Source organism: Streptomyces sp. RFCAC02, from assembly GCF_004193175.1.
GTDB lineage: Bacteria > Actinomycetota > Actinomycetes > Streptomycetales > Streptomycetaceae > Streptomyces.
On the sequence record NZ_SAUH01000001.1, the window covers coordinates 219,775 to 246,595 of the forward strand.

Below are 26,821 nucleotides of genomic sequence, written 5' to 3' on the forward strand. Positions count from 1 at the left end.
TCTCGTCCGCCTCGGCGGTCAGCCGCAGCAGGGCGTCGGCCCGGTCCGCGAGGTCGGGGGCACGGCGGGCGAGTGCCGCAGCAGACGGCAGTCCGCCGGGCGCGGCGCGGCGCCCGAGTGCAGTCGCCGGCGGAGGGCGAGGACGGCTCCGCGGTCCGCCGCCGGCAGCGCCGGGTGCGTGACGACCTCGGCGCCGAGGCGGTCGGCCAGCGCGCGGGCGTGCGCGGCGAGCCGTTCGGTGTCGGCGGCGTGGTCGGCGACGGCGTCGAAGAGGCGGGGCGCGGCGCCGGCCGTCCAAGCGTCGCAGGGCATCCCGGCGATCCGCAGCAGCGCCGTCCCCCCGAGCGCCGTCCCCCCGGTCCGCGCGTGTCCCATGGTCACTCCGTCCCCTCGTGGCCGTCGGCGGCGAGTGCCTCGGTGAGCAGGCACTGCCGTGCTGTGGAGACCAGGCCGCGGTTCCAGTGGAAGATCACGTGGTGGGCGGCGGCACGGCGCGGACCGACGGTGGCCTCGCCCGACGCGAAGTAGCGGGTGCGCCACTGCTCCGCCGCCCGTGCCACGCCGTCGAGCCGCGGCCCGAGGACGTTCCGCCAGGCTTCGGGGAGCGCGGCGAGCTGGGCCTCGGCGCCCTCGGCCCAGTGGGCGCGGATGCCGTCGGCCACGCGCCGCAGGGCGGTGTCGTGCAGTCCGCCGGGCAGGCGGCGGCCCGTCTCGTCCCGCACGGCCTGCCACACGCCGCGGTGCTCCCAGCCGTCGATGCCCAGCCGGTCGAACACGGTCCGCAGCAGCGTCAGCGAGACGCGCCAGGCCGCGGGCGGCTGCCCGCCGGCCGCGCCCGTGTGGAGGTCGAGCCAGGCCAGGGAGTCGGCGGTGAACAGGGTGTGCACATGGGGCATCGAGCGGGGTCCGCCGAAGAGGTACGTCTCGGGTTCGTACACGGTGGCGACGGGCCGCTGACCGGCCGCGGCCCCCTGATCGGGGGTCAGGTGGCGCAGGAGGACGGTGCGCAGGTCGCCGGCCAGCGACGGCTCCGCGGCGCGGAACCGCGCGCGGACCCCGGGTGGCTTGTGCATGAAGAAGAAGTCGCGCGCCAGCCCGCTGCCCAGCGTCTCCCCCGCGGCCGCGGCGAGCCGCCTGTGGAGCCCGGCCGGACCGGACGCGTCGGGCGTCAGGTTGAGCTGCACCCAGCCCGCGTCGGGCAGATGCTCGCGCAGTGCCGCGAGCCCCGCGGCGAGGAAGGCCCGGCGCGCCGCCGCGTAGCCGGCGCCGTCGGCCGGGAGGGGAGGGCGCCGAAGGACCCGGCGCGCGCGTCGTCGGCGCAATCGGCGAGGAGGCGCTCGACCTGCAGCACGGGGCCTCCTCGGGAGCGGCGGAATCTCGCCCTGCATCCTGTCCCGGCCGCACGCGCTCCAAAGCAGCGGAAACAGTGGTCATATCATCGACAAGAGTGCGCCGGGGGCATTCGGACAATGCCGCGACGGATGCCGCGAATTGGCCGGGAGGCTCACGAAACGCCTGGTCGTACGCACCGTCAGGACATCACCGCCGCCACGGCAAGAGCGCATCACCGGGAGCGCGAGGAATACCGGAGGCGGCACGGCGGACCACTGCGGAACAGGAGAGAATACCGAGGAGCAATTCCTCGCACGCGTCCGTCTTTTCGCCATCACGGGACGAAAATGACCGGTCCCGCGGCCATACGGCCCCGGCGCCCGGCCCGGGTCCCCGGTCGTAGTCGCCATGGCGGGGCGGGCGGCACGCGACGTACGTCCAAAGGCCCCGAAGCCTGCGCCGCGCGGCCGTTCCGGTCCCGCCGCGCCGTGCCTAGGTTGGCGGCATGACGACCGAGGGAACGCCGCCGGGCGACACGACGGGCACGCTGGACGAGGCGTGGGAGCGACTGCACCGGACCGGCCCCGAGTTCGAGGGCTGGCTGAGCAACCACGCACCGATGGCGGTGGAGGCACTGGTGCGGCACGGGCAGGCCGCGCGCGTGCACCGCTGGCTGGACGCGTACCGCCCCCGGCTGGAGGACCGGCCGGGACGGTACGGGCGGGTGACGGCCGACAACTGGCGTACGGCGCTGGGTGATCCCCGCCATCTCACGGACTGGTCCGTCCACTTCGCCGAGCAGCTCGAGGAGGCGCCGTGGCGCGAGGTGCTCGCCGTCTGGTGGCCGCGGCTGCTGCCGGGGATCACCGCGAGCGCCACGCACGGGGTGATCCGGGTCGGGCACGCGGTGCGCGGGCTGCTCGACGGCGGGGAGACGGCGCCGCGTGTCGCGGAGCTGGCGCACGCGCTCGGGTACTGGGCGGCACGCCACCGCGTCCTGCCGTCGGCCGTCGCGCCGCTCCCCTCACCGGTCCCGGCGGACGCGGCGCTGCGCGTGGTGCGGCGCGTCCCCGATCCCTCGGGCGGCGTGAACCACCGGCTCGGCCAGATCACGGCCCTGCCCGCCTGGCCCGACGGCGACGGCGGCGCCGAGCGGGCCCGCGAGCGGCTGCGGGAGCTGGTCGGCGCGGCCGTCGGCCACTACGCGACCCACGCCCACGGGAACCCGGTGATGCTGGTGCACGCGGCGACCGCTCCGAACGCCGTCCTGCGGGTGTTGCCCGCCCTGCCGCGGGAGATGTGGGCGGCGAGCACGGCCGCGGCCTGGACGGCGAGCGCGGGGATCGTCGCCGCCTACGCCCCGGCGGAGGAGCGTCCGGCTCCGGCGGACGCGGCGCGGATCACGGCGGACGGACTCTTCGAACGCGCGGCGGACCACGGGGACGAGCACGCGATCAAGCTGGCGGACACGGCGCTCGACGTCCTGGCACAGAACCCCGGGACCGGAAACGACCTGCCGCTCGCCGCCGGACTGCGGGCCGTCGACATGATCCCCCCGGGGCTCTGAACTCCCCCGTCCGCACGCCCAGCACCGCGGACTTCGGACGGGCGGTCAATTCCCCTCTGGCCAGGCGGGATTGGCGGGCCTAGGGTGAGGGCGCCCACGAAGGCTCCATGATTGCTTCACGAAGTGGAGATGTGCACAGTGCCGCACGCCGCTCGCCGACGGATCGCCCTCGCGACCGTCCTCTCCCTGGGGTTCCTCCCTCTCGCCGCCGGTCCCGCCCACGCCGAACCCGATCCCGGGACCCCGCTCCCCGTCATCCCGGTCCCGGACGACTTCGACGGCGACGGCTACGGCGACCTGGTCGTCGCCGCACCCGATGCCGGCGTGGCGGGGAAGGCCGGCGCCGGCGCCGTCACCGTCCTCTACGGTTCGGCCCCGGGCACGGACGGCACACGGCACCAACTGCTCACGCAGGACAGCCCCGGTGTCCCCGGCACCGCGGCGGCCGGCAACGCCTTCGGCCACAGCGTCGCCGCCGGTGATCTGGACGGTGACGGATACACGGACCTGGCCGTGGGAGCACCGTACGAGACAGTCGGCGACGCTCCGGAGACCGGCAGCGTGACCATCATGTGGGGAAGCCCGGACGGCCTCGTGGCGGGCACCGCCGTGCCCCCCGTGGGAGTCCCCGGCGAGAGCTGCCAGTGGGGCCTGACTCTGCTCGCCGACGAGATGACCAACGCCGGCGCGCAGGACCTCAGCGTCGGCGGTGCCTGCTCCTCCGCGTTCCTCGACGGTCCGTTCACCCGCGACGGAGTGCCCGAGTCGGTCCTGACGGAGGACTCCCCCGGCGTCCCGGGCGCCACCGGCACCGTGGACCACGAGACCTGGGCCGAACGCGTCCTGCTGCCCGGCCCCACCGACAACTCGCCCGGCGGACGGGTCTGGCTGGACAACTGGGTGGACGGACAGATGGTCCGCACGTTCCTCAACAGCGGCGACCGGGCGCAGGGCACATCGGCCGCCATCGCCGACACCAACCTGGACGGCTACGGCGACCTGGTTCTCGGCAACTCGTACGACGGCCTCGCGCAGTGGCCGGTCGGTGGCCACATCACCGTCCTCAAGGGCTGGTCGAGCGGTCCTTCGGCGGCCAACTCCTACCGCCTGCACGAGGGCAGTGCCGGCCTGCAGGCCGAGTACGGGGACGCGTTCGGCGCCTCCGTCAGCACGGGTGACGTCAACGGCGACGGATACGCGGACGTGGCTGTGGGCGTCCCCGGCAGGACCGTCGGCGGGCAGTCGGACGCCGGCGTGGTCGTCGTGTTCTACAGCACGGGCGGCGGCCCGACCGGCACCGGCGCCCAGACGTTCGACGCGGGGCAGTTCGGCGGCGGGCAGGCCGTGCAGGCGGGGGCGGGTTTCGGCCGCACCGTGCGGCTGGCCGACCGCGACGGCGACGGCCGGGCCGAACTGACCGTCGGCGCGCCGGGCCAGGACGGCGTGGGATGCGTGTGGACCGCCGACGCCGGCGGTGACGGGCGCCTCACCGCCGACGGCGCGTCCGCCGTCTGCGGTGACGACGTCGGCCTCGACGCCCAGGGCAGCGGGTTCGGAAGCGTGCTGACTCCCTAGCCGAGGCGTGCGGCGAACGCCGCGTCGGCCGCCTCGCCGAAGAGCACGAATCTGACCTCCTCGACCCGGGTCCGTGCCGCGCGCACCGTCTCCACGGCGATGCGCGCGGCGTCGTCGAGCGGCCAGCGGTAGACGCCGGCGGAGACGGCGGGGAAGGCGACCGTCCGCGCCCCGAGTTCGTCGGCGACGCGCAGCGACGCGCGATAGCAGGACGCGAGGAGTTCCGATCGGTCCTCGGTGGCGGAGTGGACCGGCCCGACGGTGTGGATGACCCAGCGGGCGGGCAGGCGCCCGGCGGTCGTGGCGACGGCCCGGCCCGCCGGGAGGCCGCGGCCCAGCCGGGAGGCCCGCAGGGCCCGGCACTCCGCCAGGATCTCGGGGCCGCCCCGGCGGTGGATCGCGCCGTCCACCCCGCCGCCGCCGAGCAGCGACGAGTTCGCGGCGTTCACGATCGCGTCCGTGTGCTGCTCGGTGATGTCCCCGCGGACCCGTACGAGAGTGGTCATACCGCCCATGATGGCAGGGCGGGCCGTGCCGTCACGCCTCCTCGGACAGGCGGGCCGCCCACAGGAGGCCGCCCAGCAGGTGGCGGCGGAAGACCCGGTCCCCGTAAGACTCCGCCCGGTGGCCGAGCGCCGTGTAGAACGAGCGGCCCCCGGCGCGTTCGTGACACCACACCAGCGGGTGGTCGGCGCCCATCTTCCCACCGCTGTACGTCGTCTCGTCCGCGCGCGCGAGGACCCGGACGCCCGGACCGCGCGGGTTGCTCGTGAAGTCGTACCACTCGTCGGTGACCCGCCAGCGCTCGTCGAGGTGCGCCGTGGCGGGGTGGTCGCGGTCCTCGACGATCACCGTGCCGTCCTGGAGCGGCGGGTGGCCGTCGAAGACGGCGCCGACGACGTTCTCGCCGTACCAGGACCAGTCGTACTCGGTGGTCGACGCGCCGTGCACGCCGACGAAGCCGCCGCCCCGGGCGAGGTGGGCGCGCAGGGCGTCCCGCGCGCCGTCGGTGAGGACCTCGCCGCTGGTCGAGAGGAACACGACGGCACGGCTGCCGGGCAGGGCGGCGGTGAAAGTGTCGACGTCCTCCGTGGCCGTGACGGCGATGTCGCGCTCGGCCGCCAGTTCGCGGAACGCGGCGACGCCGGCGGGGATGGAGTCGTGGCGGAACCCGGTGGTGCGGGAGTACACGACGATGCGGGGTGCGCTCATGGGAGCCCATCGTACGGACGGGCGGCCCGGCGGGCTCGTGTGCGACGGTCGCGGCCGTGTGCGGGCCGGTCAGCCACGGAGCGCGGCAACACGGGCACGCCCGGGTTTCCTTCGGGGCATATTCACCGGGCGGGTCTTCCGTTCCGCCGCTCGCGGACCCATGATCTTGGGCATCCGCAGTGAGGAGTACCGATGGCCCGTGAACAGGTTGCCCAGGTCTTCAGCCGGCAGGCCGAAGCCTGTGCCCACCTCGGCTCGCCGCTGTACGCGGCGCTGCTGCGGCGGGTGGCGCAGGACATCCGCGAGGGTGGCCCGTGCGCCGACGCCGTCACGGGCCGCGAGGACGGCCCCGAGGACGACGCCCTGCCGCTGCGGCTCATGGCCGGGGCGCACGCCCTGGCCCTCACCGGACGTGCCCCGGCGCTGGCGGAGCACTACCCGAGCGCGGGCGGCGTCCTCGATCCGGAGGCGCCGGACGCGGGCTGGCCCGCGCTGCGCGACGCCGTGGCGGAGCACCCGCGGTGGATCGCCGACTGGCTGAGCCGCCCGCCGCAGACGAACGAGGTCGGCCGGGCGAATCTGCTGCTGGCCGGGCTGCTGTACACCGTGCCGGCCGCCCAGCGTCCGGTACGGCTGTTCGAGCTGGGGTCGAGCGCGGGCCTGAACCTGCGGGCCGAGCAGTTCCGCTACGTCTCGGGCGACTTCGCCTGGGGTCCGGTGGACTCGGCCGTGCGGCTGACCGACGCGTGGGACGGCGAGGTCCCCGACTGGCTGCGCGCCGGGGCGGAGCGGCACCAGGCGCTGCGGATCGTCGAGCGGCGCGGCTGCGACCCCTCCCCGATCGACCCGCTGTCGGCCGACGGGTCGCTCGCGCTGCGCGCCTACCTGTGGCCCGACCAGGCGGAGCGCGTACGCCGCCTGGAGGGCGCGCTGCGCATAGCGGCCAAGGTCCCGGCGACGGTGGAGGGGGCCGGGGCCGCGGAGTTCCTGTCGTCGGTGGACCTCGAACCGGGGACGCTGACGGTCGTGTGGCACTCGGTGATGCGGCAGTACGTGCCGGCGGACGAGTGGGCGGGCGTGACGGACGAGCTGGCGCGGCTCGCCGCCGCGGCGACGGACGAGGCGGGGTTCGCGTACCTGTCGTTCGAGCCGCGCGAGGTCGCGGGCCGCGCGGGCTTCTGGCTCGCGGCGCGCTCGGGCGCCGGGCCGGAGCGGCTGCTCGCGTCGGCCCGCCCGCACGGGCTGCCCGCCCGCTGGCCGGGTCCCGGGGAATGACGGAGGATGGCCGCATGGTACGTGCGATGACGGACAGTGAGTGGCGGTCGTTCCTGGCGTCGGGGACGCGGACGGGCAAGCTGGCGACGGTACGGGCGGGCGGCGCGCCGCATGTCGCCCCGGTGTGGTTCGTGCTGGACGGCGACGACATCGTCCTGACGACCGGCCGGGACACCGTGAAGGGCCGCAATCTGGCGCGCGACGGACGCGCCGCGCTGTGCGTGGACGACGAACGGGCGCCGTACGCGTTCGTCACGGTCACGGGGCCGGTCACACTGAGTGAGGACCTGCCGGAGCTGCTGCTGTGGGCGACGCGGATCGCCGAGCGCTACATGGGTCCCGACCAGGCCGAGGAGTACGGCGCGCGCAACGGCGTGCCGGGGGAGCTGCTGGTGCGGCTGCGGGCGGAGCGGGTGACGGCGCAGGCCGCGGTCGCCGACTGAGCCCCGCGCGGGGTGGCCGTCCCGGGGGCTGTGCGGCGGGTCCTGCCGCAGGCTCGCGGCGCCGGATCGGATGCCGTGCCCGGCGTTGCGGGACGGGCGGGATGCGCCGGAGTGACCCTAAGCTCGGGGCATGTCAGCAGGAGTTCAGCCGGCACGTTTCCCGGCACGCTTCAAGGACCTGGCGCTGGACGCCACCGATCACCAGGCGCTCGCGGACTGGTGGTGCGCCGCGATGGGGTACGAGCGGGTCCCGCCGGCGGCGGGCGCGGCGGACCGGCCGCGCTCCTGGCCGGTCCCGATCCAGGACCCGGCGGGGTTCGGACCCCTGATCTGGTTCAACCCGGTGGCCGAGCCGAAGACGGTGAAGAACCGCATGCACCTCGATGTGACGGGTGACCCGGAGGCGCTGATCGCGCTCGGGGCGACACTGGTCAGGCGGCGGGGCGAGGGGACGGAGTGGGACGTTCTGGCCGATCCCGAGGGCAATGAGTTCTGTGTGTTCGAGCCGAGGCGGCAGACGCCGGCGCCCGCCGCGCGCGCCCGGCTGGCCGGTGACACGGCCGTGTGACGTCTTCGCGCGACGCCGGCGGGTGACGACGGGACGCCCGGCCGCCCTCGGACGGGGCGGCCGGGGAACCGGTCGTTGGACGGCCGCGAAGGCGCGCGGATCGACGCGGCCGTACCGTCCACGGTAGCTCCGTTTCCCCGTGACCGGGAGGGCCGGGGCAGATCTGAGCCATTTCGAGTGGGGGTTGAACACCGTGGCTGACAAGAGGAGTTGACGCCCTGCGCGCGGGGTGTCGCCTCTCCCTCCAGAGCGTCGCAATAATGATTTTGCAGTCATAGGAAAAGTTGCATAGCATCCATCCTCATGCCCCCTGATCCACCGCCCCTCGGGCTGCGCGAGCGCAAGAAGCGCGCCACGCGCGAGGCCCTCGCGGACGCGGCGTTGCGCGTGGCGGCGGAGCACGGCCTGGCGGGCGTCACCGTGGAGGCCGTCACGGCCACCGCCGGCGTATCCGTCCGTACCTTCTTCAACTACTTCCCCACCCTCGAGGACGCCCTCGTCCGGCCCGACCCCGGCGCCCACGAACGGACGCTGGCGGCCATCCGCGAGGCGCCCGCCGGACTCGGCGCCCTCGGGGTGCTCAGGGACGCGATCGGCCGGCAGCTCGCGCACATCGAGAAGGACCACGAGCGCTGGCAGCTCCAGACGTCCGTGTTCGGCCGGGATCCCGCCCTGATGTCGCGGTTCCTGGCGGCCCGGTGCGCGGAGGAGGCCGACCTCGTCGAGGCGGTCGCCGCGCGCGACGGCCACCCGCCGACCGCGCTGCTCCCCCGGCTGGCCGTGCACGCCGCGGTGGCGGCCGTCCGGTCCGCCGTGGAGACCTGGACCGCCGACCGCAGCGCCGTCTTCCAGGACCTCTACCGCGAGGCGTTCGACCACCTCGCGGCCGGCCTCGCCCGCTGACCCGGGCGCACCGCCCACCCCGGGGCCGCCGCGCGCCCCGGGGACCCACCGACCCCGCAGACCTCCGACACACCCGAGAACGAGGACACACCCGATGACCGCCCCAGCTCCGCCCCCACCGGCCGACGAGGCCGCAGCCCCGATGTCGCACCGCCAGGTGCTGGAGGCCATGTCCGGCCTGATGGCCGGCATGTTCGTGGCCATCCTCGCCTCCACCGTGGTGGCGAACGCCCTGCCGCGCATCCTCGCGGACCTCAACGGCTCCAACTCCGCCTACACCTGGGTCGTCACCGCCGAACTGCTGGCCATGACGGTGACCGTCCCGCTGTGGGGCAAACTCTCCGACCTCTACGACAAGAAGCTGCTCATCCAGCTCTCCCTGTCGCTGTTCGTCGTCGGCTCGCTCGTCGCGGGCTTCTCGACGGGCGTGCCGATGCTGATCGCGAGCCGCGTCGCCCAGGGCATCGGCGCCGGCGGTCTGACCGCGCTCGCCCAGGTCGTCATGGCCGCGATGATCCCGCCGCGCCAGCTCGGCCGCTACTCCGGCGTCTTCGGCGCGGTGTTCGCCGTCGGCACGGTCGCCGGGCCGCTGATCGGCGGCGTCCTGGTGGACACCGACTGGCTCGGCTGGCGGTGGTGCTTCTTCATCGGCGTGCCGTTCGCGCTGCTCGCGATCGTCCTGCTCCAGCGGACCCTGCGGCTGCCGGTCACCCGCCGCGAGGTGAAGATCGACTACGTCGGCGCACTGCTCATCGTGGCGGGCATCAGCTCGCTGCTGCTGTGGATCTCCTTCGTGGACCACGAGTTCGCGTGGGTGTCCCCCGAGACCGCGATGCTCGTGGGCGCGGCCGTGATCCTGCTGGTCCTCGCCGTGTGGGTCGAGTCGAGGGTGGACGAGCCGGTCGTGCCGCTCGACATCTTCCGCAACCGCACCGTGACGCTGAGCGTGGTGGCGAGCATGCTGGTCGGTGTCGCCATGTTCGGCGGCACGGTCTTCCTCTCGCAGTACTTCCAGATATCCCTGGGCCACACGCCGACCGAGGCCGGGCTGATGGGTCTGCCGATGATCCTCGGCCTCATGGTGTCCTCCACCGTCGTCGGCCAGATCGTCAGCGCCCGCGGCCGGTGGAAGATCTTCCTCGTGATCGGCGGCGTCCTCATGACGGCCGGTCTCGCCCTGCTCGGCACCATCGACGAGACGACCCCGTTCTGGACGCTCTCGCTGTTCATGCTGCTGATGGGCGCCGGCGTCGGCATGCTGATGCAGAACCTCGTCCTCGCGGCCCAGAACGACGTCCCCGCCGCGTCGCTCGGCGCCGCCACCTCGGTCGTGTCGTTCTTCCGCAGCCTGGGCGGCACCATCGGCACCAGCGCGCTGGGCGCCGTGCTGGGCAACCGTGTGGCCTCCGAGATGGAGAAGGTGCCCGGCATGCCGGCGGACGGCGGCTCGGGCAGCCACGCCATCCCCGACATGAGCGCGCTGCCGGAGGAGATCCGGGGCGTCGTGGAGCACGCGTACGGTGTGGCGACCGGTGAGGTGTTCCTCGTGGGCGCGCCGATCGCGTTCGTGGCGCTGATCGCGGTCTGCCTGATCAAGGAGAAGGCGCTGAAGACCCAGAGCGGCATCGAGCGGCTCGCCGAGGAGTCGGCCGGGAGTGCCGGCCAGGAGCGGGAGACCCCGCTCCCGCCGACGGCCGTGCACTGACGCCGGATCCGTCTCCCCCCGCGCGGCCCGGCCCGTTCCCCCGTCCCGGGGGAACGGGCCGGGCCGCGCGCCGTTCAGCGGAAGACGCGCAGGTCGACCGCGTCGGCCATGGCCCGGTTGCCCGTGTCGTTGAGGTGCAGGTGGTCGCCGCTGTCGTAGGCGGGCAGCAGCCGGTCGGGCCGCGCCGGATCGCGCACCGCGGCGTCGAAGTCGGCGACCGCGTCGTAGGCGCCGCCGGTGCGGATCCAGCGGTTGACGGCGAGGCGGGCGGCCTCGTTCTCCGGCGTGTGGAAGCCGAGCGTGGTGTCGCGGAACGGGCCGATGGTGCCGCCGATGACGGTGAGGCCGCGCTGCCGCGCGCGGTCGGCCACCTGCCGCAGCCCGTCGATGACCTCCCCCGCCGTGACGCGCTCGAACGCGGGGGCGTTGGGCGTCCCCGGCTGGCCGATGTCGTTGACGCCGAGGAGCACGACGACGTAGGCGGCGCCCGGCTGGGCCGCCACGTCGCGGTCGAACCGGGTGAGCCCGGCCTCGCCGAAGAACGCCGCGTACTCCTGCGCGGGTGAGCCTGCGGGCGGGTTCGGGCCGTGGCGCAGCCGGTTGCCGCTGATGCCGGCGTTGAGGACGCCGATGTCCGGCAGGTGCCGTGCCGCGCGCAGCCGCTCGGCGAGCAGATCGGTCCAGCGGTGGTCGGTCGACAGGCCGGTGGTCGCGGTGATCGAGTCGCCGAGCGCGACGACGGCGGACGCCCGGTCGCCGGCGCCGCGGGCCACCTGGACGCCGGTGAGGAACCACCAGCGGTCGGTGGTGACGGCGTCCGTCACGTGGGTCGCGCCCGTGGCGTTGCCGTCCGCGATGTGGTTGACCTCGGCCGCGAACGCGTTCACCGTGGGCCGGGGCACGGGACCTCGCAGATGGAGGCTGACGACGAGGTTCGCGCCGCCCGCCACCCGCAGGTCCACCGGGTCGCTGAGGTAGGGCGCGCCGGCCGGGACCACGGCGCTCCGGGAGCCCCCGAACGTGAGCGTCCGGTCGCTGCCGCGTTCGGTGTCCGTCCCCTCGCCCGACGCCGCCTGGAGGGCGACACGGGCCTCGCCGACGACGAGCGGCGCGTCGCCGAACTCGTTGGACAGCCGGACCCGCAGGCGGTCGCCGCCGATGCTGGTGTGCACGACCTGGCGGACCGTCCGGTCCGCCAGGTCCGTGTGATCGCCCGCCGGCACGGTCGTGGGCGCGGTGGACCAGGTGCCGATCCAGACGGTGCCCCGCCCGCCGCGCCCGGCGGAGGGGGCGGCCGCGGCGGGGGTCGCGGCGGCACCGGCCACCGCGGCACCGGTCAGCCCGGCCGCGGCCGCTCCGAACGCGCGGCGGGTGAGGGACGTCGTCCGTCGGCTCGATGACTGTCTCAACACGGCTCCCGGGTACGGGTCATGACGGTGGGCGGGGTGGGCCGTGGCCGCGCGGCCGGCCGCGACCACGGTGGCACGGGCGCCGTGCGCCGGGCATCCGACGGCCGTCGGGGGGAGCCGCGCCCCGGCCCGACAGCCGCGCGGGCGGGACATCCGTCGGGCCGGGCGGCCGTGAGCGTCCGACGCCTGTCGGGTGACGGCGTGCGCCGCGCCTGCGACGGTGTGCGCATGCGTTACGCGTTCGATCCCGAACTGGCCGCCGCCCTCGCGATGATGGCGGAGGTCGACATCTCGGACCTGGCTGCGGCCCGGGCGGCCCAGGCCGCCGAACTGGCCGCGCAGGTCGCCGTGACCGACACCGCGGGCGTCGCGGTGTCGGACGTGACGACGGACGACGGCGTACGGCTGCGGACGTACCGGCCCGAGGGGCACGGCGGGCCGCTGCCGGCGGTGTACCGGGTGCACGGCGGCGGTTTCGTCCTCGGCTCGCCGGACGCGGACCACGAGGCGAACCTGCGGCTGTGCCGCGAACTGCCCGCCGTGGTCGTCTCGCCCGAGTACCGGCTGGCTCCCGAGCACCCGTTCCCCGCGGGCCTGGACGACTGCTACGCGGGGCTGTGCTTCGTCGCGGAGCACGCCGGCCGGTTCGGGATCGACGCCGACCGGATGGCGGTCGCCGGGGACAGCGCCGGCGCCTGTCTCGCGACGGCGACGGCGATGCTGGCGCGGGACGGCGGCGGCCCCGCGCTGCGGTTCCAGTACCTCGACAGCCCGGCGCTCGACGACCGGCTGACGACGCCGAGCGCCCGCAGGTTCGACGACACGCCGGTCTGGAACCGGCCGAGCGCGCTGATCGGCTGGAACGCCTACCTGGGCGCGGGCGTGCGGGGCACGGCCGGGGTTCCCGCGCTCGCCGCGCCGTCCCGTGCCAGGACCGGGGAGCTGGCCGGTCTGCCGCCGGCGTACGTGGCGGTGATGGAGTTCGACGCGCTGCGGGACGAGGGGATCGACTACGCGCGGGCCCTGCTGACGGCGGGCGTGGCGGTCGAACTGCACCTGTTCCCCGGGACGTTCCACGGGGCGTCGCTCGTCAGGCACGCGGCGGTCGTCCAGCGTGCGACGGCGGAGGCGGTGACAGTGCTGCGGCGTGCACTGGGCCGGTGACCGGGCCGTACGCGGTGCCCGGCACGGCGGCACGACGCCCCACCCGCCGCGCGGCCGGCGCTGGTACGCAACCGCGCTCGGAGCAGCGGTCCTCACAGGCCGACGCCCCGCCACGCGGCCGTCCCACGGGCAGCCGCGCGCGCCGAGTCCGCCCCGCACCCCGCCCCCGACACCCGGCCGTTGCACCGGCACCGGCGCCCGGTGGCGGACCGGGCGCGCGCCCGTCCCGCGCGCCCGCTCACCGTTCGGCCGACGCCAGCCGCCACGCGTACAGCGCCAGGTGCGCGCGGAAGCGGTCCCCCGGATCGTGCAGCCTGCGGCCGAGCGCCGCCTCCACCCGCGCCAGCCGCGCCGCGACCGAGCTGTGGTGCAGATGGAGTTCCGCCGCCGCCTGGCGCAGCGACCCGGTGCGGCAGAAGGCGGCCAGCGCGGCGATGTTCAGGTCGCCGCCCTCCCGGGCCGCCAGGGCGTCCAGCGCGCGTGTGTCCGGGTCCTCGCGGAGCCGTGCCGCCGGGACGTCGGCGAGCAGGGCGAGCGGCCCGAGGTCGCCGTGGTCCGTGACGGCGTCCCCCGCCGTCGTACCGCCTGCGGTGAACCGCAGCGCCACGCACGCCTGTTCCCAGGCGACGCGCGCGCCGAGCGCCGGCGCGGGGCCGCCGATGCCGACGCGGGCGCCGCCCCGGACGGCCTCCCGCAGGGCGGCTGCGGGCGATCCCGCGTCCTCGCGGCCCTGGAGCAGCGCCACGCCGAGGCCGCCGACGCGCGCCACGCGCAGGTGCCCCGGTGCCCGGCCCCGGCCGAGGAGGGCGAGGGCCGTCATGTCGGGGTCCCGGGCCGGGTCGGTCACCACGACGGCCCGCAGGGGGCGTTCGGGCGCGAGGCCGAGCAGCCGCAGGGCGCGGGACCGGTCGGCGTCGGACTCGCGGGCCGACAGGGCGAGTTCGACGAGCGCCGGATCGGCCACCGGGGACGGGCCGCCCAGGGTGCCGGCGGCGATGGCGAGCCATTCGAGCACCAGGTCGTCGAACGGTCCGGGCGCGCCCGGCCGCTCCAGCCAGACCCGGCCGGCCGGGCGGAGCCCCGCGGCGCCGGAGACGACCCCGGGCGGGCCGGCGCGTTCGACGCCGTCCGGGCCGAACCGCAGGGGCGGGCCGTCGGCCGGCTCGTACCCGGCGGGGCACTCCGCCAGCGCGGCGGTCGAACGCAGCAGCGTCGCGGCGTCGAGACGGCCGCCGAGCAGCGCCTGGAAGTGGGCGATCACCCGCACCGCCGCGGCGGCGTCGGCGTCGAGGGACGTAAGGCGCAGCAGCAAACCCTTCACGTTCGGGAGTCTAGGAAGGACAGGGACATGTCCAACAGAGCCGGGAAACGGGTCCGCGCATGGGTGGCGGCGCTGTTCGCCGCGGTACTGCCCATGCTCGCGGCCCTGCTGGTGTCGGCACCGCCCGCAGCGGCGGCGTCGCTGACGGAGGTGACGTCGTTCGGGAACAACCCGAGCGGGCTGCGGATGCACCTCTACGTGCCGGACAGCGTGCAGCAGCGGCCCGCCGTGCTGGTGGCGGTGCACTACTGCACGGGGTCGGGTCCCGCGTTCTACTCGGGCACGGAGTTCGCGTCGCTCGCCGACCGGTACGGCTTCATCGTGATCTACCCGTCCGCGACACGCAGCGGCCAGTGCTTCGACGTGTCGTCGCCGCAGGCGCTGCGGCGTGACGGGGGCAGCGACCCGGTCGGCATCCGGTCGATGGTGGACTATGTGCAGCGGACGTACGCGACGGATCCGGATCGGGTCTTCGTGACGGGCGCGTCGTCGGGCGCCATGATGACGAACGTGCTGCTCGGGGACTATCCGGACGTCTTCGCGGCGGGCGCGGCGTTCATGGGCGTGCCGTTCGGCTGCTTCGCGACGACGGACGGCTCCGGGTGGAACAGCGCCTGCGCGAACGGAACGGTCAGCCACACGCCGCAGGAGTGGGGCGACATGGTGCGTGCGGCGTACCCCGGGTACACCGGCGCGAGGCCGCGCATGCAGCTGTGGCACGGCACCACGGACACGACACTCCGCTACCCGAACTTCGGCGAGGAGATCAAGCAGTGGACCAACGTGCTGGGCGTCTCGCAGACCCCGGCGTACACGGACCAGCCGCAGGCCAACTGGACGCGGACCCGGTACGGGGCGGCCGGTGAGCGGGCGCCGGTCGAGGCGATCAGCGTGCAGGGCACGGGGCACTCGCTGCCGACGTCCGGCATGGCGGCCCGGGTGATCACGTTCTTCGGACTCGACCAGGCGGGCGACGGGGACGGGGACGGCGATGGTGACGACGACGATCCGCCGACCGGTGAGCCGGGCGCCTGCCGGGTGACCGCCACGACGAACGCGTGGAACACCGGCCTCACCGTCTCCCTGACCGTCACCAACACCGGCACGGCACCGGTGAACGGCTGGTCCCTCACCTTCGCGCTGCCCGCGGGCCAGTCCATCGCGTCCGGCTGGAACGCGGTCTACGGCGGGAGCGGCGGCACGGTCACCGCGGCCAACGCGTCCTGGAACGCGGCCATCCCGCCGGGCGGCAGCGTCAGCATCGGCTACCAGGCCACGCACACGGGCAACGCGGGAGCGCCGGCCTCGTTCGCCCTCAACGGCGCCGCCTGCACGACGGCGTGACGCCGCGGCGCCGGGCGGCGGGCACAGCCGCCGCCCGGCGCCGGTCGGTAGGCTCGCCGTCATGCACCCGCCGGCAGACGCACCGACCCCCGACGCGCCGCACGACGACGACGCCTTCCTCGCGCACGTCACCGAACGCCTCGCCGGCCTGCCGGGCGTGGTCGCCGTCGTGCTCGGCGGCTCCCGCGCCACCGGCACCGAACGGCCGGACAGTGACTGGGACTTCGCGGTCCACTACCGCGACGGGTTCTCCCCGGCCGCGCTGCGCGCCCTCGGCTGGCCCGGCGAGGTGTCGGAGATCGGCGGCTGGGGCGGCGGCGTGTTCAACGGCGGCGCGTGGCTGACGGTGGACGGCCGCCGGATCGACGTGCACTACCGCGACCTCGGCGACGTGGAGCACCGGTGGGCCGAGGCACGGGCGGGCCGCTTCCACGTGGAGCGGCTGATGTTCCACCTGGCGGGCATCCCCAGCTACCTGCCCGTCGCCGAACTCGCCCTCGGCCGCGTCCTGTCGGGGGACCTCCCCCGGCCCGACTACCCCGGGGCGCTGCGCGCGAGCGCCCCCGGCCGCTGGTGGAACGACGCGGAGCTGACCCTCGCGTACGCGCGCGCCGCGCACGCCCCGCAGGGCCGGCTGGCCGACTGCGCCGGGGCCGTCGCGACCGCCGCCTGCCAGGCGGCGCACGCCGTGCTGGCCGCGCGCGGCATCTGGGTCACCAACGAGAAGACGCTGCTCGACCGCGCCGGGCTCAGGTCCGTCGACCGCGTCCTCACCGGCCTTGACCCCGATCCCGCCGCCCTCGCCCGTGCCATCGACACGACCGGGGAGACGCTGCGCGCCGCCGTCACCGCGGCCCGGTGAGCGTCCCCGGATGGTGGGGGCCCCTGTAGTGCGCCGCCGCCCGCTCCTCCAGCAGACTGAGCCGCATGCGTGAACGATGGCCGCGGGTCGCGCGCGGCACCCTCCGTCTCCTCCTCTGCCTCGTGACGGCGCTCGCCGACCTGCTGGTGCTGCCGCTGCTCGTCGTCGCGGCGCTCACCACCGCCGTGGGCGGCGCGGGTCTCGTGCTGTTCCCCCGCGCGGCCGTCGCGCTCGGGCACTGGGCGGAGTGGAACCGGCAGCGGGCCGCCGCGCACCTCGGCACGCCCGTACCGCCGCGCCGTCCGGCGCTCCCCCACGGCGTGCGCGCGCAGTGGCGGTGGCTGCGCGAGGACCGTGCCGTCCGCCGCGACCTTCGGTGGGTCGCCCTGCACATCGCGACCGGGCTGCCGGCCGGCCTGCTCGGCGTCCTGGCCGTGCCCGGGGCGGTCGGCAGCCTGGTCATGGCGCTGCTGTCGCCGCTGCTCCCCGACGGGGGTGGCCCCTCGGTGCTCGGAGTGCCGGTGCACGGCTGGGAGGCGGCGTTCCCCCTCTACTGCGTGCAGGCCGGACTGTGCGCCGCGCTCGCGTACTTGGCCGTCCCGGCGCTCGCCGACCGCCAGGCGCGCGCCGTGCTCGCGGTGCTGCGGCCGTCCGCCGAGGAACGTCTCGCCGCGCGCGTCGGCGAGCTGACGGAGAGCCGCGCGGGCGTCCTGGACGCGCACGGTGCCGAACTGCGGCGCATCGAGCGCGACCTGCACGACGGCACCCAGGCCCGGCTGGTGGCCATCGCCATGCGCCTCGGCATCGCCCGGGACGCGCTCGACGACGAATCGGGCGCCATGGCGCGGCTGCTGCGCGAGGCCCACGAGGGCGCGGAGGAGGCCATGACCGAACTGCGGCAGGTCATCCGCACCATGTACCCGCCGATCCTCGCCGACCGCGGCCTGGAGGGGGCGCTTTCGGCGCTCGCCGCGCAGACGCCCGTCCCCACCGAGCTGACGGCCGCCGGTCTCGGGCAGCTCCCGGCGTCGGTCGAGGCCGCCGCGTACTTCACGGTCGCCGAGACCGTCACCAACGCCGCCAAGCACAGCGGCGCCTCCCGCGTCCGGGTGCGCCTGACCCGGCGGGGGCCACGGCTGCGGATCGAGGTCACCGACGACGGCGCGGGCGGTGTGGACGAGAGCCGGGGCACGGGCGTCATCGGCATACGCCGGCGCGCCGCGGCCCTCGACGGCACGGTGGACGTCACCAGCCCGCCCGGCGGCCCGACCGCCATCACCGTGGAGCTGCCGTGCGGGTCGTGATCGCCGAGGACAACGTCCTGCTGTCGGCCGGCCTCGAACTCCTGCTGGGCAGCAAGGGCATCGAGGTCGTCGCCACCGTCACGGACGGCCCCGCCCTCGTGGCGGCGGTGGACCGGCACGGTCCCGACGCGGTGATCGCCGACGTCCGCCTGCCGCCGTCCTTCCGCGACGAGGGCGTGCGGGCGGCGCTGCGCGTCCGCAAGGCCCACCCGGGCCTGCCGGTCCTTGTGCTGTCGCAGTACGTCGAGAAGGTGTACGCGCGGGAGCTGCTGTCGGAGCGTGCCGGCGGCGTCGGCTACCTGCTGAAGGACCGGGTGAGCCGCGTCGGGCAGTTCGTCGACGACCTGCGGCGGGTCGCCCGGGGCGGCACGGTCCTCGACCCGGACGTCGTCGCCCAGTTGATGGCCGGCCCGGGGCACAGCGGTCTCGACCGCCTGACGGCGCGGGAGAAGGAGGTACTGGCCCTGATGGCCCGCGGGTTCGGGAACGCCGAGATCGGCAGGTCGCTCGTCGTCACGGACAACGCGGTGCACAAGCACATCGGCAACATCTTCGCCAAGCTCGGGCTGCCGCCCGCCGACGGCGGACACCGCCGCGTCCTGGCCGTGCTGGCGTACCTCGGCGTCTGACGGTCAGGCGGCCCGGTCCGGAGCGCCGGTCACGTGCAGCGTCTGCGGCGACATGTCGTTCCGCGACGGCCCGACGGTGAACCCACCGGCCGCGAGGATGCGCCCGATCGCCTCCAGCATGGCCCGGCTCACCTCACCGGCCCGCCGCACCACCGGGTCGGTGACGTCGCCCGACAGCATCACCTCGCGGATCCGCGCAGAGAGGGCCGGGTGCGACCGCCAGCCGACGTACACACCGCCGATGTCGTCCGGCGCGGGGTCGATCCGCACCTCGGCGCCGACCGCGAACCGCATGTCGAGATCCGCGGTCACCGGCAGCCCCGCCTCCGCCAACTGGTCCCTGACCCGCTGGGCGAGGCGCTCCATGCGCCGCAGTGTCTCGTTGTCGACGGGCTCGGCCATGCGGGGATGCTATCAACTGCGGTCGAACGCGACACCGCCGTTGTCCCTGATCATCTGGTTGAGGAGCATCTGGCTCTGGCCGTTCAGGAACCGCCCGTCGCCCGTCTGATTGGTGAACCAGGGGACGGAGTACGTCACCTGGAGGTCGTCCCGCAGCGGCACGTTGCTCAGCATGGGCTGGCAGATGTCGGGGCAGATCTGCCGCTCGCTGTACAGATGGGTGATCCGGTCGGGGCTGATGCCGAGTTCCTGCAGTTGGTCGAGGATGTGGTGCTCGGAGTGGTACCCGCCGCCCTGGCTGAACCCGATGATCAGGTCGTCGTGCCCCTCGACCCGTGCCACGGCGACGTTGCGGTCGGCGGAGAACGTCCACCTGCCGTGCGCGTCGAAGCGTGCCTGGAAGGCGGCGGAGGAGAGCGGGTCCCGGTTGTAGTCGACCCGCGTCCCCACCAGGCAGGGTGCGAGGCCGAGCGGGTCCGCCCAGGTCAACGGGTTGTCGACATAGCGGTAGTTGTTGGGGGCGGGCTCCAGGCCCAGCGGATCGGGGGTGAGGTAGCCGGCGGTCTCCGGCTCGTAGTACCGCTCGACGTTGTAGTGGAGGCCGGTCTCGGCGTCGAAGTACTGGCCGGGGAAGCGCAGCGGGCAGTCCGGACCCCCGGCCGGCGGCGCGTCGAGCGGAAGGCCCCACAGGGTGGCCCGGCGCCGCCAGGCGATCGTCCCGTCCTCGCCGACGAGTTCGGCGGGGCTGCCGACCAGGTCCGTGACGATGGCGTGGAACCGCTCGTCGACCTCCCGCTGGGACATGCCGGGGTCGACGGTGCGCACCGTCTGGGCGATGGGTGTGTGGGTGCCGGCGCGGAAATCCCAGGTCCTCGACGTCCGTTCCGGCGCGTCGGAGCGCGCGTGCGTCTCCTCGACCAGCCGCATCCCGTCCCAGGTGAAGTCCGTGCGCTCCGCGACGGCACCGTCCGCCGTCAGCCGTTCCTTGGCGACCCGGCGTCCGAACGGGTCGTACGCGTACCGCCAGCGGCTCCCGTCCGGGGTGACCACCTCGCTGAGACGGTCGCGGGCGTCCCAGACGTAACGCCAGACGCGGGAGCCGCCGGACAGCAGCTTGCGGATCCTGCGCACGACCCGGCCGGAGGCGTCGTGCTCGTAGCGCGTGCCCCGGCGCCCGAGGACGCGGGTCCCCGCGTGCGTCAGCTCGTCCTCGACCACGGCCGCCCTCTGGTCCGCGCCACCGGCCGACGGGTAGGTCGCCCGGCTCAGGTTGCCGTGCTCGTCGTACGCGTACGTCTCGGACCAGTCGGCGGCGGACACCGTGGTGACCCGGCCATGGGCGTCGAGGCCGAACCGCCGGGTACCGGAGACCGGTTCCGACACGGCGGTGACACGGCTGCCCGCGTCGTAGGTGTAGCCGCGGCGCTGCACCGTCCCGGTCGTGTCGCCCCGTACGGAGAGGGCCTGGGCCAGCAGCCGGTGGTTGGCGTCCCACTCGTGCGTGAGGACCGCCGCACCGCCCAGCCGGCGTTCCACCTCACGGCCCGCCGCGTCGTGCGCGAAGGCCATGCGGTGCCCGGCGATGTCCGCGACGACCGGCTGGCTGTTCGCGTCGTACGACCACGCGCTGCGCACCCCGGCCGGCGTCACCCGGCTCGTCCTGCGCCCCTTCGGGTCGTAGGTGAACGCCAGCGGGCGCCCGTTGCACGTCTCCGCCAGGACCCGGCCCAGGGCGTCCCGCTCGTAACGGATGTCGGCGGCCTCGTTGGCCGCCCGCTCCAGCAGACCGGTCGGCGCGTACGCGTAGGTGGTCACCGACCCGCCCGCGCGCTGCTCGACGAGCTTGCCGAGGGCGTCCCGCACATAGTGCACCGACCTGCCGTCGGCGCCGACGCGTTCGGTCAACTGCCCGGCGGCGTCGTACCGGTACTCGACCGTACGGCCGTTGAAGTCCGTCTCGGCCACCGGGCGCCCGGCGGCGTCGTAGGAATAGGTCCAGGTGAGCCCTGCCGAGTTCCGGACCGAGACCAGGCGGAGTTCGGTGTCGTGGCGGAAGTCCAGCCTGCTGCCGTCCGGCAGGGTCCTGGACGCCTGCTGGGCGAAGTGCGTGTACGTGCAGCGGGTGACCGCGCCGGTGGGAGAGCGGTGTTCGACGAGGTTGTTCTCGGCGTCGTAGGTGAAGAGGTCGGTCGAGCCATCGGGCAGGGTGCGGGAGGCCAGCCGCCCTCGGGGGTCCACGTCATCGTCGTCGTCCCGCCCAGGGCGTCGGTCATCGCGGTGATCCGGCCGTACTCGTCCCGCGTGAGTGCCGTCGTCCCGCCGAGGGCGTCGACGGTGGCGGTGGTCCGGCCGGCGCTGTCGCCGGCCAGGGTGCGCGTGAACCCCAGGGGGTCCTCGATCTCCCGGAGTGCGCCGAGCGGGCCGTACCGGTACGTCGTGGTGGCGCCGAGGGGGTCCGTGGACGAGGTCAGGTGCTCCCGCGCGTCGTAGGTGTGACGCCAGCGGACGCCGCCGGGCTGGACGATCGTGACCGGCAGCCGTCCGCCGTCGTACGCGAGCGTCGTGCGCTCGCCGTCGGGCCGGGTGACGCTCGTCGGATTGCCCTCGGCGTCGTAGGTGTACCGGGTGGTGCGGCCGAGCGGATCGGTGATGCCGAGGAGCCGGTCGTAGCGGTCCCAGGTCCGCAGCGTGCGGTGGCCCAGGGGGTCGGTCTCGGTCACCAGCCGGTAGCAGTCGTCGAACTCGAAGACGCTGGTGTGCCCGAGCGAGTCGGTGAGCACGGTGCGGCCGGCTTCCGTGTCGTACGTCATCCGGCTGTCGAGGACCCCGTCGGCCCCCTCGGTCGCCACGCAGCGGTCGGCGTCGTCGTAGACGTACCGGTACCAGGTGCCGTTGCGGTCCTCCCAGCCGGTGATGCGGTGGCGTGCGTCGTAACGCAGCCGCAGCGGTGTGCGGGACGCGCCGTAGTCCTCGGTGAGGTCGCCGTTCGCGTCGTAGCCGTAGCGCGCGAGCACCGGGCGGTCGGGGTGGCTCAGCAGGCGGAGTTCGGTGACGCGATGGCCCGCCGTGGTGACGCCGATGTGGTACCCGCCGTCGTGGACGATGTCGGTGGGGTCGCCCGCCGCGTCGTGGGAGATGGTGAACCGGTTGCCGTCCGGGTCGTGCACGGCGGTCAGCGGCAGCTCGTCCACGGGGCGGCCCGGTACCGGCCGGAAGCACAGGGTCCGGCGTGACTCGCGCTGGTGCACCGACAGTTCGGATCCGGGCTCGCCGTCCCAGGTCAGGCTCCACCGCGGTCCCTCGACGGGCATCACCGGCTCGCCGGGCAGCGGCCTCGGGTAGTGGAGGACCATGCCGTCCTCGGCGATGAGCTGTACGCCGTGTTCCTCCAGGCGGAGCCGCTGGTCGAGGGTCGACGCCCATGACGGGCCGAAGCACCGGCCGGTCGTCACGGTGGTGCGGTGGTGCCGTTCGATGACGACCGGCAGGGTGCCGGGCAGTTCCACGTCGGTGGCGGACATGACCATCTCGCCCGTGGCCATGTCGATGGGGTCGGTGCGCGTGACCAGGCCCCTGATGTTGCGCCCCAGGCCGCGTATCGACTGCCCCAGGCCGCGCAGACCGGCAGAGATGCCTCGGAGCCCCGTGGACGCGAGGCCACGGAGTCCCTTGGCGAGGCCGCCGAGGGTGGTGAGGCCCTTCATCCCGGGAATACAGTCGAGAAGCGCGAAGCCGACGTCCCACAGGGACGCTTCGCCGTTCGCGTATTTGATGAGGGTGTCGGCGAGGACGACGAGGGCGGCGGCGAGGACGACCCACGCGAGGGGGCCGCCGATGATCATCACGACGATACCCAGGACGGCGACGATGACCTTGCAGACATCGACGATCGTGTCCCAGTTCTCGGTCACCCAGTGGATCGCGTCTTCCCACCACTTGCGGTTCTGGATACCGGCGTCGGACGCCTCGTCGATGTCACGCGCCGCTTCGCGGGCGGCGTCCTCCCGCATCTCCCGCGCCTGCTCGGCCAACTGGCGGGCGGCGTCGAGGCGGCCCTGCGCGTCGTCCACCCGCCCCTGAGCCGACTCCTGCGCCTGCTGCGCCGCCTGCCGGTCACGCGTCGCGGCACGGACCTCCGAGTCGTCCGGCGGCTGCGCACCCTCGCCCTCGCGCTCCAGACGGTCGGCCTCGTCCCCGGCGCGCGACACCCAATCCTGCGCATCACCCAGGGCGTTCTGCGCGGCCGTGAGATCCGCCTGCGCGGCGATCGCCCGCTCCAGCGCACGATCCGCGTCCCCCTGCGCGGTCTCCAGCTTCGGCCAATACGTCTGCAGCGCCTGCGCACATAGGTCGTAGCTGTCCTGGAGCTTGGTCAGATTCTCCGGGACACCGTCGAACTCGTCCCGGAACGCATCGGCCGACAACCCCGACCAGTCCTGGACGGCGCTGTCCCCGGCAAGCCCCCGGATCTTCCCCAGCGCCTCGCCCACGTCGTCCGCGAACGTCTGCAACTCGTCCGCCAGCGTCCGGACCTCGTCCGGATTCCCCGGAGTCGGATCCGACTCCATTCCCACCGGAGACCAATCAGACGCACGAACCATCGCCAACACCCCCCGTGTTGTGACGATCTTCACATGACCAACCGTCAATCGACGGTAGCCGTGGGACGGACGGCAGGCAATCGTGCGTGCGTAGCGAAACTGTCCGCGCCATGTCACCGGGACATGACCCGGTGACCGCGGGCGCGTCAGGGCAGGATCGAGTCCACGTAACCGCCGTCCACCCGCAGTGCGCCGCCCGTCGTGGCCGAGGCGAAGCCGGAGGCGAGGTAGACGACCATGTGCGCGATCTCCTCGGGCTCGATCAGCCGCTGCAGCAGGGACTGCGGCCGGTGCTCGCGCATGAACGCCCGCTGCGCCTCCTCCCACGGCAGGTCGCGGTCCACCAACTGGTACACGAAGTCCTCGACACCGCCGGTGTGCGTCGGGCCGGCCAGGACGCAGTTGACCGTGACGCCGCTGCCCGCGGCCTCCTTGGCGAAGCCGCGGCTCACGGCGAGCAGCGCCGTCTTCGTCATCCCGTAGTGGATCATCTCGGCGGGGACGACGACGGCGGAGTCGCTCGCGATGTACTGGACCCGGCCGGTGCCCCGCCGCATCATGCCGGGCAGGTAGGCGCGGGTGAGCCGGACGGCGGCGAGGACGTTCACCTCGAAGTAGCGCCGCCAGTCGTCGTCCGTGATCTCCAGGGCCGGCCGCGTGCCGAAGATCCCGAGGTTGTTGACGAGGATGTCGGTCTCGGGCAGGAGGCCGAGGAGCCGGTCGGCGCCCTCGGCCGTCGCCACGTCGGCGGCGGCTGCCACGGGCTCGGGGGCGTCGGGGGCCGCGGCGCGCAGGCGGGCCACGGCGGCCTCGACCCGGTCCGGCGTCCGGCCGTTGACCGCGACCCGGGCGCCGGAGCGGGCGAGGGCGGTGGCGATCGCGAGGCCGATGCCCTGCGTGGAACCGGTGACGAGCGCGGTCCTGCCGGCGAGGTCGATCCGCATGAGGTGCAGCCTTCCGTGCTGGGGCCGCCCTCCGTCCGGGACCGCCCGGGGGTCCCAGCCAACCACGGCGGGCCGCGCCGGACTCAGCGCGCCAGGCCCTCGATCACCCGCGCGCCCGGGATCTGCGTCAGCGCCTTGCCCGGCAGGATCAGCTTGCCGCGGCGACGGCCGCTGCCGAGGAGGACCCAGTCCAGGTCGATCAGCGCCGCGTCCACGAACAGCGGCCACTCCGGGGGGAGGCCCACGGGGGTGATGCCGCCGTACTCCATGCCCGTCTCCCCCACGGCGACGTCATGGGGCGCGAACGACGCCTTGCGGGCGTCGAGCAGCCGGCGGACCGTGCCGTTCACGTCGAGCCGGGCGGCCGAGGGCACCAGGCAGGCGGCGAGCCGTTCACTGCCGGCCCGCTTGCCGGTCACGATGACGCAGTTGGCCGAGTACGCGGCGAGTTCGTCCCCGTAGGCGGCCACGAAGGCGGCGGTGTCGGCGACGTCGGGCTCCGTGTCGACGAAGACGATCTCCTCCGCACCGGCCGGCCCGCTCCAGGAGCGGATCGCGCCGGCCACCGGCGGGGGCAGCAGGCCGAGGGACGCGGGTGCGGTGGCCACGGTGTCGAACCGGCCGATCGGAGCACGCATGCGCGGCACGGTAGCAGCCCCGCGGGGCGCCGGGTCAGCGGCTGATGCCGGGGACGGAGACGGCCATCGTCATCTCCGCCGGCTCGGCTCCGTCGTTGCGGTAGCCGTGGGGGACGTGCGACTCGAACGCGGCGGAGGTGCCGGCCGGCACGGTGTGGTCGGCCCCGTCGAGCGTGAGGGTGATCACACCGGTGGTGACGTGCAGCAGTTCGGTGGTGCCGACCGGGTGGGGGTCGGAGTCGCTGCCCTCCCCCGGCATGAACCGCCAGTGCCACAGCTCCAGCGGCCCGGGGGCCTCGGTGCCGGCCAGCAGGAGACTGTGACTGCCCGCCTCGGTGGACCACAGCCGCACGGCCGCCTCCGGCGGGAAGAAGCGGACGGCGGGCGCCTGGTCGAAGTCGAGCAGCGTCGGGATGCTCACACCGAGCGCGTCGCCGATCTTCACGACCGTCCCGACGCTCGGGTTGGTCCTGGCCTGCTCGATCTGGACGATCATGCCGCGGCTGATGCCGGCGCGGGCCGCGAGGGCGTCCAGGGTGAGTCCGCGCTCCAGGCGCAGCCGCTTGAGGTTCCGGGCCAGCGACTGGGTCAGCTCGTCGAGATCGGTCACACGGCACCTTCTTGTCGGACGGGTCGGGGAGGAGCGGGATTAATATTTTGACCTATGCGGTTCACTCCAGTGGACTGTCCGCCGTCCGGCCGCCCCCGGCACCCTTCCCGACTGTACTGAACGAGGAGACACGATGGTCGTCCTGGCTCTGGCCACCAGCCTCATGTGGGGACTGGCCGACTTCGGCGGCGGTCTCCTCACCCGGCGCATGCCCGCCCTGACCGTGGTCGTGGTCTCCCAGGCCCTCGCCATGGCGGTGCTCGGCGCCCTGGTGGCGGTCACCGGCGCCTGGACGGAGGCCGGGCCGCGGCTGTGGTTCGCGGTGGCGGCCGGGCTCATCGGCCCGGTGGCCATGCTCAGCTTCTACCGGGCGCTGGCCCTCGGTCCGATGGGGGTCGTGTCACCCCTCGCGGCCACGGCGGTGGCGGTGCCGGTCGGCGTCGCCCTGCTCGCGGGCGAACGGCCCGGGTGGGTGCAGTACGCGGGCATCCTCGTCGCGTTCGCCGGCGTGGTGCTGGCCGCGGGTCCCGGGCGGGGCGGTGGCACGATCCAGCGGCGCACCATGTCGTACACGCTGGTCGCCGCCCTCGGTTTCGGTGCGGTCCTCGCCCTGATCGCGGAGGCGTCGACCACGACGACCGGCCTGATCCTCGCCCTGTTCGTCCAGCGTGCCTGCAACGTCGTCGCGGGCGGCGCCGCCCTGCTCGCCGGCGCGCGGCGCGGCGGACCCGTGCTGCCCCCCGGCGGCGCACGGGTCGTCACGGCCGCGCTGCCCGCGCTCGCGTTCGTCGGACTGTCCGACGTCGCGGCGAACGCGACGTACGCCCTGGCGGCGCGCATCGGGCCGGTGACCGTGGCCGCGGTCCTCGCCTCCCTCTACCCCGTCATCACCGCGCTCGCGGCACGCGGTGTCCTGGCGGAACGGCTCCGGCCGGTGCAGACGGCCGGGGCCGGTCTCGCGATGGCCGGGACGCTGCTGCTGGCCGCCGGCTGAGCGGCGGCGTCCCCGGCGG

Annotated in this window: 25 protein-coding genes; 13 read left to right on the plus strand and 12 right to left on the minus strand. The window is 74.6% G+C overall.

Annotated elements, in window-relative coordinates; all coding sequences use genetic code 11:
- Positions 1-18: 18 nt before the first annotated feature.
- Positions 19-375 carry a hypothetical protein gene (locus tag EMA09_RS28745; protein ID WP_129837932.1) on the minus strand — a complete coding sequence of 119 codons (357 nt, stop codon included), beginning with the start codon at positions 373-375 and terminating at the stop codon, positions 19-21.
- A 2-nt stretch (positions 376-377) separates the two neighbouring features.
- Positions 378-1,322 (minus strand): thiopeptide-type bacteriocin biosynthesis protein, encoded by a 945-nt coding sequence (locus EMA09_RS00935; RefSeq protein WP_240796164.1) that lies wholly within the window; start codon positions 1,320-1,322, stop codon positions 378-380.
- A 515-nt stretch (positions 1,323-1,837) separates the two neighbouring features.
- On the opposite strand from EMA09_RS00935, the gene EMA09_RS00940 reads away from it, so the two are divergent.
- Complete coding sequence (locus EMA09_RS00940; RefSeq protein ID WP_129837934.1) at positions 1,838-2,899, plus strand: questin oxidase family protein; 1,062 nt, start codon at positions 1,838-1,840, stop codon at positions 2,897-2,899.
- Positions 2,900-3,037: 138 nt separating this feature from the next.
- The gene (locus tag EMA09_RS00945) at positions 3,038-4,474 is read left to right on the plus strand and encodes an FG-GAP repeat protein (RefSeq protein WP_168220614.1); all 1,437 of its coding nucleotides are present in this window, start codon (positions 3,038-3,040) and stop codon (positions 4,472-4,474) included.
- On the opposite strand, the gene EMA09_RS00950 is transcribed toward EMA09_RS00945, so the two are convergent.
- Together EMA09_RS00950 and EMA09_RS00955 are read right to left on the minus strand one after the other, a co-directional pair.
- Entirely contained in the window at positions 4,471-4,980 is a 510-nt protein-coding gene (locus tag EMA09_RS00950) for an O-acetyl-ADP-ribose deacetylase (protein ID WP_129837938.1), read from the minus strand. The two genes, EMA09_RS00945 and EMA09_RS00950, sit on opposite strands and share 4 nt — an antisense overlap.
- A 31-nt stretch (positions 4,981-5,011) precedes the next feature.
- Positions 5,012-5,686, minus strand: a complete 675-nt coding sequence (locus EMA09_RS00955) for a ThuA domain-containing protein (protein WP_129837940.1) — start codon at positions 5,684-5,686, stop codon at positions 5,012-5,014.
- A 192-nt stretch (positions 5,687-5,878) separates the two neighbouring features.
- On the opposite strand from EMA09_RS00955, the gene EMA09_RS00960 reads away from it, so the two are divergent.
- The 5 genes from EMA09_RS00960 to EMA09_RS00980 all read left to right on the plus strand — a co-directional run bounded on the left by EMA09_RS00960 (position 5,879) and on the right by EMA09_RS00980 (position 10,580).
- Positions 5,879-6,961: a DUF2332 domain-containing protein gene (locus EMA09_RS00960; RefSeq protein WP_129837942.1), complete on the plus strand. Its 1,083-nt coding sequence runs from the start codon at positions 5,879-5,881 to the stop codon at positions 6,959-6,961.
- A gap of 26 nt (positions 6,962-6,987) precedes the next feature.
- Entirely contained in the window at positions 6,988-7,404 is a 417-nt protein-coding gene (locus EMA09_RS00965; RefSeq protein ID WP_129837944.1) for a PPOX class F420-dependent oxidoreductase, read from the plus strand.
- 130 nt (positions 7,405-7,534) lie between these two features.
- Complete coding sequence (locus tag EMA09_RS00970; protein WP_129837946.1) at positions 7,535-7,972, plus strand: VOC family protein; 438 nt, start codon at positions 7,535-7,537, stop codon at positions 7,970-7,972.
- A 303-nt stretch (positions 7,973-8,275) separates the two neighbouring features.
- Complete coding sequence (locus EMA09_RS00975; RefSeq protein ID WP_129837948.1) at positions 8,276-8,875, plus strand: TetR family transcriptional regulator; 600 nt, start codon at positions 8,276-8,278, stop codon at positions 8,873-8,875.
- Positions 8,876-8,969: 94 nt separating this feature from the next.
- Positions 8,970-10,580, plus strand: a complete 1,611-nt coding sequence (locus EMA09_RS00980) for an MDR family MFS transporter (protein ID WP_168220615.1) — start codon at positions 8,970-8,972, stop codon at positions 10,578-10,580.
- A 74-nt stretch (positions 10,581-10,654) separates the two neighbouring features.
- Here the strand turns inward: EMA09_RS00980 and EMA09_RS00985 are convergent, their stop codons facing one another.
- Entirely contained in the window at positions 10,655-11,989 is a 1,335-nt protein-coding gene (locus tag EMA09_RS00985) for an SGNH/GDSL hydrolase family protein (RefSeq protein WP_129837950.1), read from the minus strand.
- Positions 11,990-12,217: 228 nt separating this feature from the next.
- Here EMA09_RS00985 and EMA09_RS00990 point away from each other — a divergent pair, with 228 nt between their 5' ends.
- Positions 12,218-13,153 carry an alpha/beta hydrolase gene (locus EMA09_RS00990; RefSeq protein WP_129843764.1) on the plus strand — a complete coding sequence of 312 codons (936 nt, stop codon included), beginning with the start codon at positions 12,218-12,220 and terminating at the stop codon, positions 13,151-13,153.
- 238 nt (positions 13,154-13,391) lie between these two features.
- On the opposite strand, the gene EMA09_RS00995 is transcribed toward EMA09_RS00990, so the two are convergent.
- A complete protein-coding gene (locus EMA09_RS00995; protein ID WP_129837952.1) occupies positions 13,392-14,474 on the minus strand; it encodes a helix-turn-helix domain-containing protein in 1,083 nt (360 codons plus the stop codon).
- A 27-nt stretch (positions 14,475-14,501) separates the two neighbouring features.
- Between EMA09_RS00995 and EMA09_RS01000 the strand changes: the two genes are divergently transcribed.
- The 4 genes from EMA09_RS01000 to EMA09_RS01015 all read left to right on the plus strand — a co-directional run bounded on the left by EMA09_RS01000 (position 14,502) and on the right by EMA09_RS01015 (position 18,613).
- The gene (locus EMA09_RS01000; protein ID WP_129837954.1) at positions 14,502-15,818 is read left to right on the plus strand and encodes a PHB depolymerase family esterase; all 1,317 of its coding nucleotides are present in this window, start codon (positions 14,502-14,504) and stop codon (positions 15,816-15,818) included.
- Positions 15,819-15,879: 61 nt separating this feature from the next.
- Positions 15,880-16,680 carry a nucleotidyltransferase domain-containing protein gene (locus EMA09_RS01005; protein ID WP_129837956.1) on the plus strand — a complete coding sequence of 267 codons (801 nt, stop codon included), beginning with the start codon at positions 15,880-15,882 and terminating at the stop codon, positions 16,678-16,680.
- Positions 16,681-16,745: 65 nt separating this feature from the next.
- Positions 16,746-17,984 (plus strand): sensor histidine kinase, encoded by a 1,239-nt coding sequence (locus tag EMA09_RS01010; RefSeq protein WP_129837958.1) that lies wholly within the window; start codon positions 16,746-16,748, stop codon positions 17,982-17,984.
- Positions 17,972-18,613: a response regulator transcription factor gene (locus tag EMA09_RS01015; RefSeq protein ID WP_129837960.1), complete on the plus strand. Its 642-nt coding sequence runs from the start codon at positions 17,972-17,974 to the stop codon at positions 18,611-18,613. Before EMA09_RS01010 ends, EMA09_RS01015 begins: the two co-directional genes overlap by 13 nt.
- 3 nt (positions 18,614-18,616) lie before the next feature.
- Here the strand turns inward: EMA09_RS01015 and EMA09_RS01020 are convergent, their stop codons facing one another.
- The 6 genes from EMA09_RS01020 to EMA09_RS01045 all read right to left on the minus strand — a co-directional run bounded on the left by EMA09_RS01020 (position 18,617) and on the right by EMA09_RS01045 (position 25,808).
- Positions 18,617-19,015 (minus strand): hypothetical protein, encoded by a 399-nt coding sequence (locus EMA09_RS01020; protein WP_129837962.1) that lies wholly within the window; start codon positions 19,013-19,015, stop codon positions 18,617-18,619.
- Positions 19,016-19,027: 12 nt separating this feature from the next.
- Positions 19,028-20,980, minus strand: a complete 1,953-nt coding sequence (locus tag EMA09_RS28750; RefSeq protein ID WP_240796165.1) for an RHS repeat-associated core domain-containing protein — start codon at positions 20,978-20,980, stop codon at positions 19,028-19,030.
- Entirely contained in the window at positions 20,917-23,583 is a 2,667-nt protein-coding gene (locus EMA09_RS01030) for a DUF6531 domain-containing protein (protein WP_168220616.1), read from the minus strand. The genes EMA09_RS28750 and EMA09_RS01030 overlap by 64 nt, the downstream gene beginning before the upstream one ends.
- Positions 23,584-23,762: 179 nt before the next feature.
- Positions 23,763-24,560, minus strand: coding sequence for an SDR family oxidoreductase (locus EMA09_RS01035; protein ID WP_129837968.1), 798 nt, complete (start codon positions 24,558-24,560; stop codon positions 23,763-23,765).
- Between the two features lie 83 nt (positions 24,561-24,643).
- On the minus strand, positions 24,644-25,198 hold the full coding sequence (locus EMA09_RS01040) for a YbaK/EbsC family protein (RefSeq protein WP_129837970.1): 555 nt from the start codon (positions 25,196-25,198) through the stop codon (positions 24,644-24,646).
- 34 nt (positions 25,199-25,232) lie between these two features.
- A complete protein-coding gene (locus EMA09_RS01045) occupies positions 25,233-25,808 on the minus strand; it encodes an XRE family transcriptional regulator (protein WP_129837972.1) in 576 nt (191 codons plus the stop codon).
- A 133-nt stretch (positions 25,809-25,941) separates the two neighbouring features.
- Between EMA09_RS01045 and EMA09_RS01050 the strand changes: the two genes are divergently transcribed.
- Positions 25,942-26,802 (plus strand): DMT family transporter, encoded by an 861-nt coding sequence (locus tag EMA09_RS01050; RefSeq protein ID WP_129837974.1) that lies wholly within the window; start codon positions 25,942-25,944, stop codon positions 26,800-26,802.
- The last annotated feature ends 19 nt before the right edge of the window (positions 26,803-26,821 follow it).

What these genes read in the sequence shown, in the direction of transcription:
- EMA09_RS00955 (WP_129837940.1), bottom strand. Translation starts at nt 5,686, where the DNA reads ATGAGCGCACCCCGCATCGTCGTGTACTCCCGCACCACCGGGTTCCGC.
- EMA09_RS00980 (WP_168220615.1), top strand. Translation starts at nt 8,970, where the DNA reads ATGACCGCCCCAGCTCCGCCCCCACCGGCCGACGAGGCCGCAGCCCCG.
- EMA09_RS01035 (WP_129837968.1), bottom strand. Translation starts at nt 24,560, where the DNA reads ATGCGGATCGACCTCGCCGGCAGGACCGCGCTCGTCACCGGTTCCACG.
- EMA09_RS00970 (WP_129837946.1), top strand. Translation starts at nt 7,535, where the DNA reads ATGTCAGCAGGAGTTCAGCCGGCACGTTTCCCGGCACGCTTCAAGGAC.
- EMA09_RS00960 (WP_129837942.1), top strand. Translation starts at nt 5,879, where the DNA reads ATGGCCCGTGAACAGGTTGCCCAGGTCTTCAGCCGGCAGGCCGAAGCC.
- EMA09_RS00965 (WP_129837944.1), top strand. Translation starts at nt 6,988, where the DNA reads ATGACGGACAGTGAGTGGCGGTCGTTCCTGGCGTCGGGGACGCGGACG.
- EMA09_RS00950 (WP_129837938.1), bottom strand. Translation starts at nt 4,980, where the DNA reads ATGACCACTCTCGTACGGGTCCGCGGGGACATCACCGAGCAGCACACG.
- EMA09_RS28745 (WP_129837932.1), bottom strand. Translation starts at nt 375, where the DNA reads ATGGGACACGCGCGGACCGGGGGGACGGCGCTCGGGGGGACGGCGCTG.
- EMA09_RS00990 (WP_129843764.1), top strand. Translation starts at nt 12,218, where the DNA reads ATGCGTTACGCGTTCGATCCCGAACTGGCCGCCGCCCTCGCGATGATG.
- EMA09_RS01020 (WP_129837962.1), bottom strand. Translation starts at nt 19,015, where the DNA reads ATGGCCGAGCCCGTCGACAACGAGACACTGCGGCGCATGGAGCGCCTC.
- EMA09_RS01040 (WP_129837970.1), bottom strand. Translation starts at nt 25,198, where the DNA reads ATGCGTGCTCCGATCGGCCGGTTCGACACCGTGGCCACCGCACCCGCG.
- EMA09_RS01005 (WP_129837956.1), top strand. Translation starts at nt 15,880, where the DNA reads ATGCACCCGCCGGCAGACGCACCGACCCCCGACGCGCCGCACGACGAC.
- EMA09_RS00975 (WP_129837948.1), top strand. Translation starts at nt 8,276, where the DNA reads ATGCCCCCTGATCCACCGCCCCTCGGGCTGCGCGAGCGCAAGAAGCGC.
- EMA09_RS01010 (WP_129837958.1), top strand. Translation starts at nt 16,746, where the DNA reads ATGCGTGAACGATGGCCGCGGGTCGCGCGCGGCACCCTCCGTCTCCTC.
- EMA09_RS00940 (WP_129837934.1), top strand. Translation starts at nt 1,838, where the DNA reads ATGACGACCGAGGGAACGCCGCCGGGCGACACGACGGGCACGCTGGAC.
- EMA09_RS01030 (WP_168220616.1), bottom strand. Translation starts at nt 23,583, where the DNA reads ATGGAGTCGGATCCGACTCCGGGGAATCCGGACGAGGTCCGGACGCTG.
- EMA09_RS01050 (WP_129837974.1), top strand. Translation starts at nt 25,942, where the DNA reads ATGGTCGTCCTGGCTCTGGCCACCAGCCTCATGTGGGGACTGGCCGAC.
- EMA09_RS01000 (WP_129837954.1), top strand. Translation starts at nt 14,502, where the DNA reads ATGTCCAACAGAGCCGGGAAACGGGTCCGCGCATGGGTGGCGGCGCTG.